This window comes from Amycolatopsis sp. NPDC051716 (assembly GCF_040681595.1).
Lineage (GTDB): Bacteria > Actinomycetota > Actinomycetes > Mycobacteriales > Pseudonocardiaceae > Amycolatopsis.
Map to the genome: position 1 here is coordinate 191,725 of NZ_JBFAZA010000008.1, position 17,735 is coordinate 209,459.

Consider the following 17,735-nt stretch of genomic DNA (forward strand, 5'->3'; position numbering starts at 1 on the left):
CACGCCTGGACAGGTCACCGATCTGCATCGCTGAAGGCTTACGCCCAAGTCGAATCTGAAAGCCGAGAGTCAGTAGGCGGGTTCCTGGGCGAGCAACCGCAAGATCCAGTGGTGCAGCTCTCTGGCGATGACCAGTTCATCAGGTTGGACCGAGCTGCGGTCCCGGGCATAGGCCTCCTCGAGGCCGTCTCTCGAATCGGTGATGATCGGGAGTGCGCTCTCGACTTGGCCGTCGAACTGGTCGGCCGCCGCCAGCGCGTGGACGAGCAGGAGCTTGGCTCGCAGGGCACGGGGATGCTCGGGGCCGTACCCGGACTCCCCTTCCTCGAACTGGACGGCCGACGAGATGAGCTCGCTCAACGACTCCGCGTGTTCACCGTCCAGGCGCACGTTCTCCAGCCGGACATCGGCCGGCAGGCCGGAGACCACGTGGTCGACCGGGTCGGCCACAGCCCCGCTGGGCAACGAAGACCGAAGCAGGTGTTCGAGGGTCGCGATCGTGTCGGGGTGCGAGGGGCCCTGGGCTCTCAGCCGGGCCGCGTAGACCGGCCAGTACGACGCTCCCGTCGCCGTCGCGAGGTTCTCCTGGGAGTCGATCGTGCTGGGGTGTTCCGGCCCAAGCACCACGGCCCGGCGCGACACCAGATAGCTGTTCGTGGCCGCGGCTTCCGCGACATGCCCCAATCGAAGCAGGTTGTTCGCGATGTTCTCGACGCTGTCGAGGGTCTCGGGCTCGTCGGGACCGGCTCCGCGGTGCCACAGCGACCAGGCGCCGATCCCAAGCCTGAGTGCCAGAGCCGGCCTGCCGCAGCGGCCGACGGCGATCACCAGGTTGTTCAAGGCGATCAGCGTCGCTTTCCGGGTGAGGCCGGCGCTGTCGCGCCGCCGCCGGTACACGCTCGTGATCAGCTCCCGCGCCTGTTCGAACTCACCGAGCGCCGACAGGGTGTTCGAAAGGTTCTCCTCGGTCTGCAGCCGGTAAGACTCGTCCACGTCGGGCAAGGCGTTCAGCCGCTCGATGACTTCCCGCTGGCCTCGAAGGGCTGCGGAGAACTCCGCTGTGCCGTACTGGGCGCCGGCGATGTTCGCCAGCACCCTGACCCGGGTTTCTTCGTCGAACTCGGCGGATCTTCCCGCGCGTTCGTTGAGGGTTTCCAGCGATTCCAAGGCGCCCACGTTGTCACCCAGCTCGAACTGCGCGCGTCCGGCCTCGCCGAGCAGGTGCCATTCCGCCGGCCCCGTCGGCCACTCCTCGGTCGCCAGCGCGAGCACGTGCGGCAGGCAGGAGGCCGCCGAGCGGACGAGGCCGAAATCCTCGCGGCCGGCCTCGAACTGCCGACCGAGCAGGTCACAGGCGTGGTCACGCAGTTTTCGCCGGTACCCCGCGGGGAACCGGAAGCGCGCCGCGCGCGAGACGAGAGCGTGGACGGTGTACGAACCGTTGCCGAGATCCTCGGCCAGTCCGCGCGCCACCAGCCTTTCCAGGCCGGCTTCGGCGGAGGTGGTCCCCATGCGCTCGATCATCCGTGCGGTCAGGCCGGCCGGGATCGGCGCGGCACCGAGGACGCTGCTCGCCGCAAGGACCTCCCGGCCCGGGTCGGTGAGCTGCGCGAAACTCCGCACCATGACCGCGCCGAAGCCCTTCGCCGCCCCGACCGGCAGCTCGCCGGCCAAGTGCTCGGCCAGCTCCAACGCGTCCGGCGCATCCTGTTGCAGTTCGGCGCGCAGCTTCGGATAGCCCTCGAAGTCCGGCAGCGTCGTCAGTCCCGCCGCGACGGTGAGCCCGAGCGGGTTCTGCCCCAGATCGTTGACGATTCCCAGCGCTGCCTCGCGTTCGGGCGACTTGGCCTCGCTGACGGCGTGATCGTTCGTCAGCACACCGAGGCACGCATTGCGTTCCAGGGGTTCGAGCGCGATCTCGGCGGACACCAGGCCCGCCAACGAACCACGCGTGTTGATCAGCGTCTTTCCGTTGACCGTCGGTGCGTACAACTTGTGCAGGTAGCTCTCGTCGATGTCCGACGGCACGTCGTCGACGATCCAAAGGTAGGGCGGGCGCTCGTCCAGGGAGCGCGCGATCGCCGCTCTGGCGGCCCCGAGATCATCTTCGACAGGCAGGTTCAGGGACTTGGCGAGCTGACCGAGCTGAAGGCTGTACCGGCTCAGCACCGCTCGCGGGTCGGGTCGGCGCCGCCGATCGCTGCCACCCAGCCGGATCACGAAGACGCCACCCGGGTGATCCGCTGCGAACCACCGGGCGTACTGCTCACACAGCGCTGACTTTCCCTGGCCTCCCCCACCCGTCACCGACACGACGGCGTGGCCGAGGTTGCGCGGCTTGTCCCTGGCGAGCAGGGCCTCGTGGAGATCCCACATCACTTCGCCGCGGCCGTGGAACCGCCGGTTCGTCGGCAGTTCGTCGGGATACCACCGCGGCCGGGGCAAGGGGGGCGCGTCGCCGAAACGCCGGCCGTCGGAAGCCCGGAGGCGCTCGAGCTTGTCCGCGATGATCCGTGCCTGCGCGGCGACGTCGTACGCCTCGCGGCTCAGCAGCTTCGGGTGCTTCAGCTGCCGGGGCCGCAGCTTGCTCGGCGGGACCCGCCAGGTCACTGGCATCACCCGTTCGATGGTCTTGGGGTCCAACCGGTAACTGGCGGTCAGGGCGTAGAGCAGTTCCTGTCGGCAGCTGGGACTCTCGTGGAACGCCGGGCCGATCAGGGGTACCAACATCCGTGATCCGCCCAACGCCGCCTGCAGCGCGGGCGCGAGAGTGTCACCGAAAGGGATGTCTTTGTCGTCCTGGAACACCGCTATACCCAGTGCGTTCAGTTCCGCGTGGAGATCATCTGTCCAGGATTTGTCATCAGACCAGCTGTAACAGAGAAAGACGTCGAACACCCGCGCCACGGTACGTTGTCCGGCGCGCCGCGTCCTGTGCCGTTTCGTGCCTGTGACATCATCGTCGAGATGAGCCTCGGACAAGAAGTCTTCGTGAGTCACGGCCGCGACAAGGTCGCCCGGCGCGAATTCTTCACCTTCCTTCGCGCGATCGGGTTGAAGCCGGTCGAGTGGTCGGTTGCCCTCTCCGAATCGGCCGGTGGCTCCCCGCTGATCAGCGACACGCTGGACAAGGCGTTCGGCCCCGATCGGGCGTTCATCGTCCTGCTGACGCCCGATGACATCGTGCAGTTGAAGGAGGAACACGCTGACGACGAGGACGATCCCGAGACTCGGCCCTCGGGCCAGGCCCGGCCGAACGTCCTCTTCGAAGCCGGCATGGCCTTCGCCCGGTACCCGGACCACACGGTCCTGGTCGAGTTCGGCAAGGTCCGGCGGTTCACCAACATCGACGCGAGGTTTCGGGTCCGGTTGGACAACTCACCGGAGAGCCGCAGCAGGCTGGCCCACCGGCTGGAAGCCATCGGATGCGACGTGGATCTCCGCGCCGAGGACTGGTATTCCGCCGGTGACCTCACACCACCCGCGACGAAACCCGCTCCCCGTCAAACGCGGGCCAGGGCGAGCGTGGCTCACCCGGAAACTCCCGGCGAGCTGCAGTTCACCAGCAATCCCGGCAAGTGGCGGCTGGATTTCGGGAGCATCGGCGTCAACCCGAAGAAACGTTCCTCGATCACCGTGCACGGCGAAGTCACCAGCCGCGAGAACGCCGTATTGACGCTGGTTCTCAAAGCGACGTTCTACGCGGACAGTGACATCGTCGGCTCTGCTGTCGGATTCGTGAACGACCTCACCTTCGCGGAGTGCCGAGCGTTCGAGATCAGCACGCGGGACGACCTGGCGGACTTCTCGCGTGTCCACGTCCACATCGACACCGGGGTCAAAGCGTAGGGCGTCCAGCCGTAACCGAAGAGGGAACAGCGTGCCTTTGGTCTTCGTGAACTATCGAACCGACGACTCCGCGCACGTGGCCGCGGCACTGTACGACCGGCTGGTCGACCGGTTCGGGCCGGAGCAGGCCTTCCGCGACGCGCGCACGCTGGTCGCCGGAGACCATTCGCCGTCCACCATCCGTGCCGCCGCCCGCCGAGCCGACGTCCTGGTCGCCGTCATCGGCCCGAAGTGGCTCGAACGCCGGAGCGACGGATCTCGCCGGATCGACGACCCGGAAGACTGGGTTCGCTGGGAGATCGAAACCGCGTACCAACGCGGGATTCCCGTCCTTCCCGTGTTCCTCGACGACACACCGAGGCCCGCGAAGGAAGATCTCCCGGGCGAGCTCGTCCGGCTCCGGCAGTCACAAGCCCACTGGATCTGTCACCAGTCCCAGGGCTCGGACATCGCCGGCGTCGTCAGCGCGGTGCTTGCACAGGCACCAGGGCTCGTGCTGCGGGAGTTCCTGGTCCAGCCTCCGCAGCTCTCGGACGACCCTCTTCCGAGCGCGCTCTTGAGGGCCGAGTACGGGATCGTTCCGTTCGAAGCCGACCGGCGCCGGAACGAGCTGGACGACCTCCGGGCCTGGTGCGCGGCCGCCGTCCCGCTGTCGGCGTACCTGGTGACCGGCCCGGCCGGTGAGGGGAAGACCCGCCTCGCCGGGCAGCTCGCGGCCGAACTCGCGGCGGACGGCTGGATCGCCGGGGTGCTGGCCGAGTCCGTCCCCGCCGGCCGGCTGGCCGAGCTCGCCCGGCTGGACCATTCCCTGCTCTTGATCATCGACTACGTCGAAGGGCGGGCCGACCAGCTGGCCGCCCTCGTCGAAGCGATGACCGAGCGTGGGGAACACCCTCGTGTCCGGCTGCTCCTCGTCGGCCGTTCCGCGGGCGACTGGCTGAGCCGGATCCAGGAAAGCGGCAACAGCAAGGTGGCCGAGCTGTTCCGGCGCGCGACCAGGCTCCCCCTCCGTCCGCTCGTCCACGCGGACGACCGGCACGCGGAGTTCACTCGTGCGCTGCAGGCGTTCGGCCAGCACCTGGACCAGCGTGTCGGCGACGTCGTGGCCCCGGCCGACCTCGCCGACGGCGCCTACGACCGCGTGCTGGACCTGCACGCCGCCGCACTTGCCGCACTACTGGACCAGACCGGCGACGGCGGACCCGCCGGCGACACGCGTGATCCGGTGCTGCGCGTGCTCCATCACGAGAAGCGGTACTGGAAGCGCTCGGCCGCGAAGGTCGGCACGGACGACGCCACGCTCGCCCTACTCGGCTACGTCGTGGCGCTGTCCACGCTCTTCGGCGCCGCGACGCGCCAAGAAGCACTCGACCTGCTCGAGCACTGGGTGCCGGATCGGACCCGGCTGAGCCTCGTGCTCCGCTGGCTGCAGGAAATGTACCCGGGCCAGGAAGCACTCAACCCGCTTCGCCCCGACCGCCTGGGTGAAGACCACGTGGCGACGGAACTGCGCCACGAGCCCGACCTCGCACTCGCCGACTCCCCGCAGCGAACGCCCCAGCAGATATCCCAGGCACTGACCGTGCTGGGCCGCGCGGCTCCTAGGCACGGGCACGTGCCGGACACCATCAGCGGGTTGATCGACGTATCCCCGGAGCAACGGGTGCCAGTGGCCATGGGCGTCGCCACTCTGATCGAAGATCCCCGGCCGCTGGTCCGCTCGATCACCACCACGATGGGCGACGCGGACCCCACCCTGATCGACCTCGCGGTCGAGAACCTGCCGGAAAGCAGCGAGGCCCTGGGCGCCTTCGGGGTCCACGCCCTCAGCCGCGCCATCGCTCTCCACGAGCGGCTGGCACCCCGGAACGAACGGCAGCTCGCGCAGCTGAACCTCCGGCTCGGCAGCGCCTACCGCGCGCTCAACCGACCTGACCAGGCGATCGGCCCGGCCACCACCGCAGCCCAGGCGTACACCGAGCTCGCGGCGGCCGAGCCCCGCAGCTTCCGCCCGTTCGAGGCACAGGCGTTGAACAGCCTGGCGTTGACGCAACGCGACCTCGGTCAGTACGACGACGCACTGGAGACCATCGACCGGGCCCTTGAGCGCTATACCGAGCTCAGCGCGCAAGGAACAGCGGCGTACCGGAAGGTCCTGGCCGCAGTGACGGACACGAAGGCCACGTGCCTGTACGAACTCCAGCGCGCCGAGGAATCGCTCGACGTAGCGGCGCAGGCGCTCGAACTCAGGCGTCAGCTCGCCGGCGAAGAGTCGTCACTCTACGCGAGTGACTACGCGACAGCGTTGAACAACTTCGCACTCCGTAACCGCGAAAACGACCACGTCGAAGCAGCCGCTCGCCACGCCGCCGAAGCCGTACGTTTGTACGAACTGCTTGCGGAGGACCAGCCCGACGCCTTCCGCAGGGACCACGCCATCGCGCTGTCGACGCTTGCCCTGACCAGGACGGACCTGGGTGACCCGGCCGGCGCCCTCGCCGCGATCGAACGCTCGGCCGAGGTGCTTCGGCTGCTGGCCGCGTCGAACCCCGAAACGCACCTGCCCCTGCTCGCTTCGGTCACGAAGATGCTCGCGATCCGCCTCGGCAACGCGGGCCAGCATCCGGAAGCGCGCTCCGCCGCCCAAGAGGCCGCCGACCACTACGAAGAGCTGGCCCGATCACGGCCGGCAGTGTTCCGGCCCGAGCTCGCCATGGCGCTCAATGCCCTGGCCAACCGGCAGGCCCAGCTCGGCGACCTGGACGGGGCGCTCGCCAGTTCGACTCGCGCGGCCGAGTTGTCGCGTGAGCGACCGGCCCAAGGTGCCGAACGACTCCCCGAACTGGCCGTCGCCCTGAACACCCAGGCCATGGTGCTCTTCAAGCTTGCCCGTCTCGACGAGGCAAACGTTGTTCTCACCGAGTGCGTCGAGCTGCGGCGACGCTTGGCGAACGAGAACCGGGGGCCGTTCGTCCCCGAACTCGCCGAGTCCCTGCGCAATCTCGGCCGTGTGCTGACCCACTCGAACAAGCCCGGACCAGCCGCGGAAGCGTTCGGTGAAGCCGCGGAGATCTTCCTCGGTTTGTGCAACGTTGCGCCTGCACGGTTCGCCGTTCCGCTCCGCGACACCTACCTGGACCTCGGAAGCCTGCCGCTGGAGCCTGCTGGCGTGCTCGACGCACTCGCCGCGGCGTGGTCGATAGCCGAACCGTTCGATGACGGGACGATCGCCAACCGGATAGCCGCCCGGCTGGCGGACCTGGCTGCCCGGTATGGGGACGACATCGTCCGCGCGTGGCAGCAGCAGGACGTACCGCCGTTGCCCGAAGGTTAGAGTTCGCCGAGCACGGCCAGCTCGTCCGCGACGCGTTGTGCCACCGGAACACCGAGCTGTTCGTAGAGGCGCAACGCAGCACGCCAGTGCTCTCTCGCCTCGCCGAGATCCCCCGACCGCAGGGCGACTTCACCGAGCCAGCGGAGAGCCCCTGCCTGTTCGTAGCGGCTTCCGGCGAGTTCGCTGTGCCGCACCGCGCGTTCGAACGCGTCTCGGGCGCCCCTCAGGTTCCCTGACCGGAGATGAGCTTGGCCCAGACACGCGGATGCCTGCGCGGCATCGAGGTCAAGACCGAGCTCATCCGCGATCGCCAAGGCCTCCTCCGCGTCCCGCACCGCGTCCGGGAAGCGGGCCAGTTCTATCTCCACACGAGCCATGCTCCGGAGCGTGATTCCGCAGTTGCGTTGTGCGCCTTTGCGATAGAACGCCAGCGCCCGGGTCAGGTTCGCGAGGGCACTTTCGAAGTCCCCGGTCCTTCGGAGAATGGACGCGAGGTTCGCCAGGGCGTTGCTCAGCCCATGGCCATCCCCGAGTTCCTCGAACAGGATCCGAGCGTGTTCGTAGTGGTCCGCCGCGGCTTCGACGTCCCCCGATTCGAGGAGCGCGCGCCCCAGGTTGTTCCGGGTTCTGGCTTCCGCGCGCCGATCGCCGATCCGCTGGCACGCGCGCCAGGCGAGCGTGTGGGTCTCGACCCAGCTGTCGATGCGCTTGGTGAGGAAGAAGTAGTCGCGCATCGTGTAGGCGAGTTGCCAGCACCGCACGTCGAACGCCGGACCGGTCAAGCGGCACATAGCCACCAGATTCGCCAGTTCGGCATCCAGCCAGCTCAACGCCGACGCCCGATCACCGAAAGTCAGTTCGTGCGGAGCCGTTCCGGGACAGGGGACTCTCAAGCGGTGCGGCATGAGTACCCGGTTCGCCCGATCTGCTGTGTGCAGGTAGTGATCGTAGAGGCGGAGCAGGACCGCCTCACGCTCGGCGGGATCGTCCTCGCGCTCCCTCAGCTCCACCGCGTGCAAGCGCAGCAGGTCGTGCATCTCGTACCGGTTCGGTTCCGGCTCGTCGAGCAGGTGCATCGCCATGAGGCCGTCAAGCAGGTCCTCGGCTCGTCCGAGCGGCGTGTCCGTCAGCACTGCCATCGCGTAGACGTCGAAGTGCCGGCCAGGATGGTCACCGACCACTCGGAAGGCGCGAGCTTCCCCATCGCTCAGTCTCTGGTAAGTCCACGAGAACGCAGTTCGTACCGCGGTTCCGGCATCGTCGCCGACGTCCAGCCTCTTGAGACGGGCTCGCTCGTCGGCGAGCTGGCTCGCCAGCTGGGCCAGCGAACGGCTCGGACGTGCCGCGGCTCGGACGGCCACAATACGGAGCGCCAGCGGCAGACCAGCGCACCCCTCCGCCAGCAGCCGCGCGCTCGCCGGATCCGATCGCACGCGATCTCCGATCGCGGCCTGGAGGAGCTCGACGGCATCGGTGTCGTCCAGCCGGTTCACCTTGATCCACTCGACCGCGTGGTGCACCGCGAGACCGGGCAGTTGCCGGCGGCTGACGATGACCACCGAACACGTCGGGACGCCTGGCAAGAGCAATCTGACCTGGTCCGCCGAGCGAACGTTGTCCAGTACAAAGAGCACTTTCCTGGTGCTGAGCAACGATCTGAAGAGCGCGGCGCGCTCCGCCGCCGTCGGGAATTCCTCCGGCCTGTGGCGTCTCAGCGCACGAAGGAAACCCGCGAGTACTTCCGCCGGTTCGAGAGGACTGTCGGGCCCGAAACCACGCAAGTCCGCGTACAGCTGCCCATCCGGAAACGCCTCTGCGGCGCCGTGCGCCCACTTCACGGCCAACGCGGTCTTGCCGACACCCGCCATACCGGTCAGCAGCACGATCGGCGGCGCGTCGCAACGTTCCTGCAACAGGCTTCGGTCCAGTTCCGCGAGTTCTGAGACGCGTCCGGTGAAACAGCCGTTGGCGGCGGGCAACTGGGTTGGCCGCGGCAGCGCCTGGTCACCCACTGTCAGCTGGACGTTTCCGTGGATCGTCCCCGCCTGCAACGAGAGGCCGTGCACCTCGCCTGCTTTGTTCACGACCTCCGGGCGATTCGCGAACTCGTCCACGCTTACCCCCTGGAGCTCGTTCAGCCAGCCGGTCGAGACGCCCGCAGCGTCAGCGGCCGCGTGTCCGCCGTTCCATTGTCAACACACAACACGGTCGCGGCCATAGCCCGTTCGCCGGCCACGAGAAGCCACCGGCTACTGGCCGGATCCCGGCTCGCCAGCCCTACTGCCGCATCCGGGCGGTGACTATGTACCGGGCCAACTGCTCGAAATCGCCCGCCCGGCCGAAGTTCTGGCGCTTGATACCGCGCAAGATCACCGGGATCGCTTCGTCATTGCTTTCGTGCTCGTAGAGCTTCAGCACCAGAATCTTCGGACCTTCGCGCCGCTTCACGTCGAGATGCAGAACCGAGTCGACCTCGAGGTTGGCCCACTCCGAGCTCCGCATGTTGGCGCTCGCGCAGAGGAGGAGGAACCGACAGGTCATCAACCCCTTCTCGATCGTCCTTCGAGTCCGGTCACCCGGGCGCAGATCGATGTCGTCGTACCACGACGTGATCGCGTACTCGTTCCACAACCGGTCCTTGATTTCCAGGACCAGCCGCCTGTCCATCTTGGAATGGCAGAGGTACACGTCGTATTCGTACTCCGGCGGCTTCGCACCGACCGTACCCTCCAGCGCACGACGCAATTCGGTACGCTGATCGATCGAAAGCTGAACGATTCCGTCCGCAGCAATCCAGAGCACCTTGATCGGTTCGGCGACGCGCGCATAGCTACCGGACGGTTTCGTGAACAACGTGGGGACGTCCACCCACAGGAGCGGACACTGCACACCCGACAGCACGGCCGGAACCGGATCGGTCACCTGGACGCTTCCCGCAACCAGCACGAACAGACCATGTTCGGCGGTTGCCCTGCCGATCTTGCGTGTCACCTGGTCGATTTCGAGCGTAAGTCCAGTCTCGACAGTGACGAGTTCCGCGTATTTGAGCAGATGACGAATCGTCGCTTCCCACGCCTCCTTTTCACCGAGGCGCGATGAGCCGTGAGCAGGATTACGGCTCAACGGGCCCGCGCGGTTCGGTCCGAACAAGTACGTCGCGACCTGCGTGGTGTGCTGCAGGACCCGATCGAGAATGAACCGATCATACTGGCGCTTGGCCTCCTTGCCCGCGTCCGTGGCAGCATTGGACAGCTTGTCGCTCACTTCCTCACTGATAAAAGACAGGAGAGCGACATCGGTCATCGCGACGAGGTCTGCGGTACGGCTCCGGTTCAGGGCGGCGGCGAGTTCACCCACGACCTCGCCCGCCCGGTGCGTGTGCTTCGGCTCGGCACTGCCACCAAAGCCTTTGCCTTCCAGGTTGTAGACCCCGACGTCGCCGCGCAGGATGACAAACATCGACTCCCCGGGCTCGTCGACACGGCAAATCACCTCGCCGGGGGCCCGCTCCACCAGATGGCCGAGCTTCAGCACCTCGGTCAATTCTTCGGCTCTCAACTGTTCAAGGAAGCTCCGATTGTCCCCTGCATCCGACTTGAGAATCCGAGACACATCGTCGAGAGCACCGGTGACCGTGTGATGGTGTGGGTTTATCTGCGAAATCCTTTTCGCGTAGTAGAGCGCTCCCCAGCCGTCTTTCCGGTGCAAACACTTATCGAACGCCGTGTAGTCGTCATTCTGACTCTCGACCCATTCCGACCGGAGGTCACTGAAAGACATCAGCCAGAGCAGCTGGCGAATCGAGTTGCGGTCCACCCGCAGGCGTTCCCCGTGGAATTCGACGGCCGATGCGACTGTCGAGGACGCCATCCCGCGCCGGAAGGCGTCCGAGACGACTACCCCGTCGCCAGTGGCCTGGCGGATGAGCCAGCCGGCGAAGTTGATCCCAGTGCCGACCGCCTGCGTGCGCCCGTCGGCTCCGATGAGCGTCGCCACCACACCGAGGTGACCGGCGATCCGGAGTGCAACCCCCTCATCGGAGGCCCAGGCATACAGCTCACTCATGAGGTAGAGGGCGTCCGGCTGCCACCCGTCGCCGAAGAAGACCACGTGGCCGCCGTCGCCGCCCGAAGACCAGACGACCAGGTCCGGCCCACGACGCCGTATCAAGTCGGCGACTATCCGGTTGATCGCACCCACCCGGCGCAGCTGGTCCGTCCCGCTGGTAGTCGAATGGCCGAGGATGTCGCACGACACCACCGCTACCTCGACGAATCCCTCGCGTTCGTCTCGATCCACAAGCCTCCTCCGCCGCAACGCACGCTCGGACTGCGGTCCGAGTGGCTGGGCGCCCCTCGTTCGTTCGGACCACACTACTGGTTACAGGAATGCCAGCGCGCATTCGATCTGACCGCATCGATCTGCGCCGTCTCGTGGCGAGCCAACGCGGGAACCACCAGACCAGGTTCACGAAATTCCTTCATTTGTCGGAGACCTTGGCGATGAACCGCTCCTGCCCAAGTCCGAAGATAAGTAACACTTGACTACTTAGTAACAGGTGCGCATGATCTTTGCATGGACTTGTACGAGGCCGAGCCCGCACGCGATCCGCGGGTGCGCCGCACCCGCGCCGCCGTGCTGCGGGCCGCGTTGGTTCTGGTCGGCGAGCGTGGCACGACGGCGGTCACGGTTTCCGAGATCGCCGAGGCGGCGGACGTCAGCCGCCGGGTCGTCTACCAGCACTTCGGCGACCTCGACACCGTGCTGCTGGAGGCAGGGCTCGATCTCGCGAGGCGTGAGCTGCTGCCGCTGCTCGGTGACACCGCACAGCCGGCGGACGCGCGCGCCCGCACCCTCGCCATGGCCCGGCACTTCGCCGGGCACCGGAAGTTCTACCGCGCCCTGCTGACCGGTTCCTGCGCATTCGCCCTGAACCGCGGGTTGTTCAGCCTGCTCCTGCCGATCAACCGGCGGGTCATCGAACGCAGGCACGGCCACCGGCTCACGACCCAGGCCGCCGACGACCTCGCCGCCTTCATCACCGGCGGCGCCGGCTCGTTCGTCACGGCCTGGGTTGTCGACGGCGCGCACGACCCGGAAGCATGCACCGACCGGCTGATGAACGTGCTCGGCCGGTTCGGCGGGGAGGACCGATGATCAGCCGCCTGATCCTGCGCAAGCTCCAGCTCGACCCCCCGGTGGCGCGGAAGGTCAGCGTCCAGCGGAACCTGCGCATCCCGATGCCGGACGGCGTCGAGCTGCTGGCGGACCGGTGGCTGCCGCGGACCGGTGGCGACGGGCTGCCGACGGCGTTGCTCCGCACCCCTTACGGCCGGGGCATGTACGGCACGATCCTGGCCAGGCCGCTGGCCGAGCGCGGATACCAGGTGGTGATCCAGAGTGTGCGCGGCGGCTTCGGCTCCGGTGGCACGTTCGACCCGATGCGCCAGGAACGCGCGGACGGGCTCGCGACCCTCGACTGGCACGCCGGTCGAAGAGGCGGTGAACTTCGGTCTCGCCCACGCCCGCGGCGTCCAGCCGCCACACCGCGCGCCGGTCCGGCTGTACGTGCTGGGCGAGGACGCGTGGCGCTCGTTCGACTCCTGGCCACCGGCCGGGTACTCGCCACAGCGTTTCCACCTCGGTGCCGCGGGTGCGCTGACTTCGGAGCCACCTGCTGAGTCCTCGGTGGACACTTACCGCTACGACCCGGCCGACCCCACCCCGACGGCCGGCGGCGTGCGGCTGGCCGTGGGTGCCGCCGGACGGGCCGAGAACACCGAACTCGAGGCCCGCGCGGACGTGCTCACCTACACCACACCGGTACTCGCCCAGGACGTCGAGGTCGTCGGTGAGGTCAGCGCCGAAATCTGGTTCTCCTCCAGCCTGCCGCACGCCGACGTGTTCGTGCGGCTCTGCGACGTCGACCAGGACGGCCGGTCGTGGAACGTGTGCGACGGCCTGGTGAGCCTCTCCGACGCCGCCGAACCACAGGGCGTCTCCGTGACGTTGTGGCCGACGGCGTACCGCTTCCGGCGCGAGCATCGCATTCGCGTCCAGGTCGCCGGCGGCGCTTTCCCGCGGTACGCCCGCAATCCCGGGACCGGCGAGTCGCGAGCTACCGCCACCACGCTGCTCGCCGCCGACCAGACCGTCCACTTCGGACCAGATCGGCCGTCCGCCATCACGCTTCCGGTCCTCGGGTCAGCCTGAGGACGAATACCCACAATCGTGTGCCTGATGAGACCTTCACAACGCTGAGAGAGCAGACGATGACAGCTGACGCGACGCAGCGGTCGAATGCCGAGCCCGAGATCCGCACCACCGCCGGAACGGTGCGCGGACGCTGGGAGAGCCGGCTCGCCGCCTTCCTGGGCATCCCGTATGCCGCACCCCCGGTCGGTGCCGCGCGGTTCGCCGCGCCTCAGCCCGTGTCCCCGTGGGACGGGGTGCGCGACGCGGTTGCCTTCGGCCCGCCCGCGCCACAGGACTTCGCGGGCTTCCGGAACCTCGGCCTCGGCGAGGGCTCTCCCCCGCGATCGACCGGCGACGACTGGCTCACGCTCAACGTGTGGACACCGGCCCCGGATCGCGTCGCGCACCTCCCGGTGATGGTGTGGATCCACGGCGGGGCGTACAAAATGGGGTCCGGCGCGGACCTCCTGGCCAACGCCCGGATCGCTCGGGAGGGCAACCTGGTGCTGGTCAGCCTGAACTACCGGCTCGGCGTCGAAGGCTTCGCCGCCATCGAGGGCGCCCCGCCCAATCGCGGCCTGCTCGACCAGATCGCCGCGCTGGAATGGGTGCGGGACAACATCGCCGCGTTCGGCGGCGACCCGGACCGGGTCACCGTCTTCGGAGTGTCGGCCGGTGGCAGCTCCGTCGGTACGCTCATGGCGATGCCCGCCGCCGCGGGACTGTTCCGCCGCGCCATCGCGCAGAGTTTCGGCGGCCCTTTCCTCTCACCTGAGCTGGCCACCGACATCACCACCGCCATCGCGGGCCGACGTGGCAGGCGACCTACCGTCGCCGATCTGTCCACACTGGACCCGGACGACCTTGCGCTGGCCGGCGAGGAGACTGCCGCGACCCAGCGCCAGTACCTCGACAGATGGGGGCCGATGGCCGCACACCTCACGTTCTTCGTCCCGAACGTGGACGGCGACGTGCTCCCGGCCACCCCGTACCAGGCCTTGGCCGCCGGCGTGGGACGCGACGTCGAGCTGATCGCCGGGCACAACCGCGACGAGTACCGGCTGTTCCTGTTCGCGTCCGGGAAACTGGGCGCGATCGACGACCGGGAAGCAGCCCGGGTGCTCGGGGTCTTCGGCCCCGGCACGGACGCCGACAAGGCCTACCGCGCTGCCTTCCCGGACGCCACGGCCGAACAACTCTGGGAATGGGTCCAGTCCGACTGGCTGTTTCGCATGCCTACGCTGCGGCTGGCGCAGGCCCACGCGGACGGCGGTGGGCGAACCCACTTCTACGAACTGGCCTGGCCCGCGCCGGGCGCGGGTGGACTGCTCGGTGCGTGCCACGGCCTGGACCAGCCGTTGGTGTTCGGCGATTTCGAGAGTCGATTTGCGCGGATGTTGTTGGGCGGCCCGACGCCTTCGGTCGAGACGGTGGAGCTGTCGGCGCGCATGCGCGCGGCCTGGATCTCCTTCGCCACCACCGGCGACCCGGGCTGGCCCGCGTTCGACACCGACCACCGCCTGACCCAAGTCTTCGACGCACGACCCACGGTCACGGCGTACCCCGAGGAAAGCTCGCGGCAACTCTGGGAGCGCGACGTTTTGGCGCCGTTGCCGCTGTTGCCGTAGCTACCCGTCGAGGATCAGCTGATCGGTGACCAGCTCTCGCACCCGCGGCTCCGCTCTGGTGAACCGACCACCGACGCCCATGCCCACTGCGCCTTGACCGGGTGCCGACCGAGGCCGAATGGGAGTACGCCACCACAGCTGAGACCGGAGACACCCGGACCCGGCACGCCTGCACCGGCGTGTGCCGGTGCAGGCGTCCCGCTGGCCGAAAACCAGATCAGCGTCCGGGCGCCTGGACCGTCGGCTCAGGAGCCGGGGTGCAGTCCGGGCCAGCCGGGTGTGGGGTCGCCCTTGACCTCGCCGAAGTACAGGGCGAAGGTCTGCTTCCAGCGCTCGATTTGGGCGCGGTCGGCCATGAAGCGGGGGAAGCCGTCGAGGTGGGCGTTCGGGTATTCCCAGAGCGGCTTCAGACCGGTCGGCGGTGTGACGTCCGTGCGGACCGACCAGCCGTTGAAGGACGCCTGCTGCTGGGCCGTCGACAGCTGCCAGTTCAGGTAGAGCTTGGCGGCGGTCGGGTTCTTGGCCTGCGCCAGGATCGCGGCCCGCTGGCCCCAGGCCATGAACGGGTGCCCGTCGGCGACCACGAACCGCGTGGGCGACGACGCCGGTGCGGTCAGCGAGCCCGCGCCGCCGATGCCGATCGCCTTCTGCCCGGCGCTCACCGCGTCGCCAGGTGAGTTGCTGCCGCGGGCGAACCGGACGTCTTGGGTGGCCAGCTTGGCCACCCAGTCCCAGCCGTAGGTCTGGGCGTAGAGCGAGTAGAGGTAGAGGACCGCGTCGTCGTCGTGGGGGTAGGACGAGGCGATCTTGCCCCGCCATTTCGGGTCGACCAGGTCGAGCGGGGTGCGCGGTGCGGCCGAGCCGACCGCGGCGGGACCGTACATGAAGCTGAAGGCGAGCGCCGACACCGCGACCCACGCGCCCTGACGGTCCTTGAACGCGTCGTAGACCTTGGAGAAACCGGCGGGCTTGTAGGGCAGCAGGCGGCCCTGTTCCTTCCAGCGCACGAAGTCCTGCACGGTCTGCAGCTGGACCAGGTCGGGGACGAGGGTGCCGGTGGCGAGCTGGTTGTCGACGCGGACGTCGTGGTACTTGCTGTAGTCGACGATCAGCGTCAGGGCGATGCCCGGGAAGCGGGCCTTGAAGGCCGCCTTGGTCGCGTCCTGCTGGGTCGGGGTGTCGCCGCCGGCGTAGATGACGAGCTTGCCGCCTTCCGCGAGCGCCGCCTGGTACAGCTCGTCGAGCGTCCTGGTCTCCTCGGGCCCGGCGTGTCCTGACGCGGCCGGCGAAGCCGAGGCGGAGGCGGCGCCGAAGGCACCGAGGCCGAAGGCGGCGCCGACGCCGGCTCCGGCGGCCAGAGCACGTCGCCTGCTGAAGGAACTGGTCATGGTGAAGAAACCTCTCTGTTGACGGAACCGGTCAGGCGGTCATCGCGGCGAGGACCAGCGCGGTGTCGGTGAACTGTTCGAAGCGGACGATCGCGCCGCCGCGCACGGTGAAGTGGTGGGCGACGCGGACGTCGATCGGCTTGCGGGTGGCCTTGTTCACGGCGGTGTAGCGGGCGAGGACGACGACGTTCTCCCCGTCGACGACGTAGGTGTCGTCGTGGGCGGTCCAGCTCTCCCACTCGGCGGCGAGCTTTTCCATGACGTCGGCGGTGACACCCTCGGGCGTGCGGTAGGTGCCGGCGAGGGGGAAGCCGGCCATTTCGGTCCACTCCACGTCGGGGGCGAGGGTGGCGCGCAGGGCGTCCAGGTCGCCGGCCGCGGAGGCGAGGTACTGGCGGCGCACGACGTCGGCGGGGGCGGGGGAGGTGGCGAAGTCGGACATGGTCAGCCCCAGCTCATTTCGCCGGTGGCGACCTTGGCGCCGATCTGCGCGGCGATCAGCATCCCGTGGCCGGGGAACCGTCGCACGAGCGCGTCGGTGAGGGCCGCGCTGTCGGCGGCCGTGGCGAGTTCCTCCTCGAACGCGAGCAGGTACTCGCGGGTGCCGGCGATGGCGGAAGCGTCGGCCGGGGCGCCGGGCAGGCGGTGGCCGGGCACGACCAGTTCCGGTGCCAGGGCGGCCATCTCGTCCAGCAGGGCGATCCAGGCGGCGCGCTGCTCGGGCTGGGGCGTGTCCGCGACCCACACGTGCTCACGGGCGAACAACAGCACTCCGCCGAGGATCACGCGCTGGTCGGCCTGCCACAGGTAGTGCCGGTCGGGCAGCGCGGCCGGCCCGCCACGCAGCTCGAACCGGTGGCCTTCCAGGGTGAGGTCGCCGGTCAGCGGCCGGAGGTCGACGAGGCGGGTGGGCAGGTTCGCGCCGAGGGCGTCCCAGGCCTTGAGCTTGCCCTCGTAGGAGTGCTGGATGTGCTCGATGACGGGCGGGGTGGCGAGGAACACCGCGTCCGGGAAGGCGTCGGCGAGCACTTCGGCGCCGAAGTAGAAGTCGGGGTCGCCGTGGCTGACGAACACGGTGGTCAGGGTCTTGCCGGAGTCCAGCGCCGCGGCGGCGAGCCGGTGGCCGTCGGCGCGGGTGAACCCGGCGTCGACCAGCAGCGCCTCGTCCTCGCCGGCCACGAGGGTGGCGGTCTTGTTCTTGCTGCCGACCGGAAAGTCCAGGTCGAAGCCAGTGAAGTCCAATGTGGCCATGAGCTCGCTCTCGAGAGGGACGAATACTGCAATTTTGAAGCACCTCCGACACTAGGCCAAGGTACTTTAAATTTCAAGTTCTTACTTCAA

Annotated in this window: 10 protein-coding genes and 1 pseudogene; 5 read left to right on the forward strand and 6 right to left on the reverse strand. The window is 68.4% G+C overall.

The features are described from left to right. Nucleotides 1–69: 69 nt before the first annotated feature. Nucleotides 70–2,898 (reverse strand): toll/interleukin-1 receptor domain-containing protein, encoded by a 2,829-nt coding sequence (locus AB0M30_RS13500; RefSeq protein ID WP_364583725.1) that lies wholly within the window; start codon nt 2,896–2,898, stop codon nt 70–72. Nucleotides 2,899–2,913: 15 nt separating this feature from the next. Here AB0M30_RS13500 and AB0M30_RS13505 point away from each other — a divergent pair, with 15 nt between their 5' ends. Both AB0M30_RS13505 and AB0M30_RS13510 read left to right on the forward strand, forming a co-directional pair. Then, nucleotides 2,914–3,849, forward strand: coding sequence for a TIR domain-containing protein (locus AB0M30_RS13505; RefSeq protein WP_364583727.1), 936 nt, complete (start codon nt 2,914–2,916; stop codon nt 3,847–3,849). Between the two features lie 46 nt (nt 3,850–3,895). Further along, nucleotides 3,896–7,183, forward strand: a complete 3,288-nt coding sequence (locus AB0M30_RS13510; protein ID WP_364583730.1) for a toll/interleukin-1 receptor domain-containing protein — start codon at nt 3,896–3,898, stop codon at nt 7,181–7,183. On the opposite strand, the gene AB0M30_RS13515 is transcribed toward AB0M30_RS13510, so the two are convergent. Together AB0M30_RS13515 and AB0M30_RS13520 are read right to left on the reverse strand one after the other, a co-directional pair. Next, nucleotides 7,180–9,297: a tetratricopeptide repeat protein gene (locus AB0M30_RS13515; RefSeq protein WP_364583733.1), complete on the reverse strand. Its 2,118-nt coding sequence runs from the start codon at nt 9,295–9,297 to the stop codon at nt 7,180–7,182. The genes AB0M30_RS13510 and AB0M30_RS13515 overlap by 4 nt on opposite strands. Before the next feature lie 163 nt (nt 9,298–9,460). Continuing rightward, the gene (locus AB0M30_RS13520) at nt 9,461–11,482 is read right to left on the reverse strand and encodes a TIR domain-containing protein (protein ID WP_364583736.1); all 2,022 of its coding nucleotides are present in this window, start codon (nt 11,480–11,482) and stop codon (nt 9,461–9,463) included. A 276-nt stretch (nt 11,483–11,758) separates the two neighbouring features. On the opposite strand from AB0M30_RS13520, the gene AB0M30_RS13525 reads away from it, so the two are divergent. The 3 genes and pseudogenes from AB0M30_RS13525 (at nt 11,759) to AB0M30_RS13535 (ending at nt 15,006) form a co-directional block, all read left to right on the forward strand. After that, complete coding sequence (locus AB0M30_RS13525; protein WP_364583739.1) at nt 11,759–12,340, forward strand: TetR/AcrR family transcriptional regulator; 582 nt, start codon at nt 11,759–11,761, stop codon at nt 12,338–12,340. Next, nucleotides 12,337–13,396 (forward strand): annotated as a pseudogene (locus AB0M30_RS13530) (CocE/NonD family hydrolase). Before AB0M30_RS13525 ends, AB0M30_RS13530 begins: the two are co-directional and overlap by 4 nt. Before the next feature lie 59 nt (nt 13,397–13,455). Then, on the forward strand, nt 13,456–15,006 hold the full coding sequence (locus AB0M30_RS13535; protein ID WP_364583741.1) for a carboxylesterase family protein: 1,551 nt from the start codon (nt 13,456–13,458) through the stop codon (nt 15,004–15,006). A gap of 245 nt (nt 15,007–15,251) precedes the next feature. On the opposite strand, the gene AB0M30_RS13540 is transcribed toward AB0M30_RS13535, so the two are convergent. From AB0M30_RS13540 to AB0M30_RS13550, 3 genes are read right to left on the reverse strand one after another with little or no spacing between them, the layout of a single operon-like run. Beyond that, a complete protein-coding gene (locus AB0M30_RS13540; RefSeq protein WP_364583744.1) occupies nt 15,252–16,394 on the reverse strand; it encodes an extracellular solute-binding protein in 1,143 nt (380 codons plus the stop codon). Nucleotides 16,395–16,425: 31 nt separating this feature from the next. After that, nucleotides 16,426–16,836, reverse strand: a complete 411-nt coding sequence (locus tag AB0M30_RS13545; RefSeq protein ID WP_364583747.1) for a nuclear transport factor 2 family protein — start codon at nt 16,834–16,836, stop codon at nt 16,426–16,428. Nucleotides 16,837–16,838: 2 nt separating this feature from the next. Then, nucleotides 16,839–17,645 (reverse strand): MBL fold metallo-hydrolase, encoded by an 807-nt coding sequence (locus AB0M30_RS13550; protein ID WP_364583750.1) that lies wholly within the window; start codon nt 17,643–17,645, stop codon nt 16,839–16,841. Between the last annotated feature and the right edge of the window lie 90 nt (nt 17,646–17,735).

Bases quoted from the DNA above. Each gene is read 5' to 3' on its own strand.
- AB0M30_RS13550 (WP_364583750.1), bottom strand. From the start codon at position 17,645: ATGGCCACATTGGACTTCACTGGCTTCGACCTGGACTTTCCGGTCGGC.
- AB0M30_RS13545 (WP_364583747.1), bottom strand. From the start codon at position 16,836: ATGTCCGACTTCGCCACCTCCCCCGCCCCCGCCGACGTCGTGCGCCGC.
- AB0M30_RS13540 (WP_364583744.1), bottom strand. From the start codon at position 16,394: ATGACCAGTTCCTTCAGCAGGCGACGTGCTCTGGCCGCCGGAGCCGGC.
- AB0M30_RS13525 (WP_364583739.1), top strand. From the start codon at position 11,759: ATGGACTTGTACGAGGCCGAGCCCGCACGCGATCCGCGGGTGCGCCGC.
- AB0M30_RS13535 (WP_364583741.1), top strand. From the start codon at position 13,456: ATGACAGCTGACGCGACGCAGCGGTCGAATGCCGAGCCCGAGATCCGC.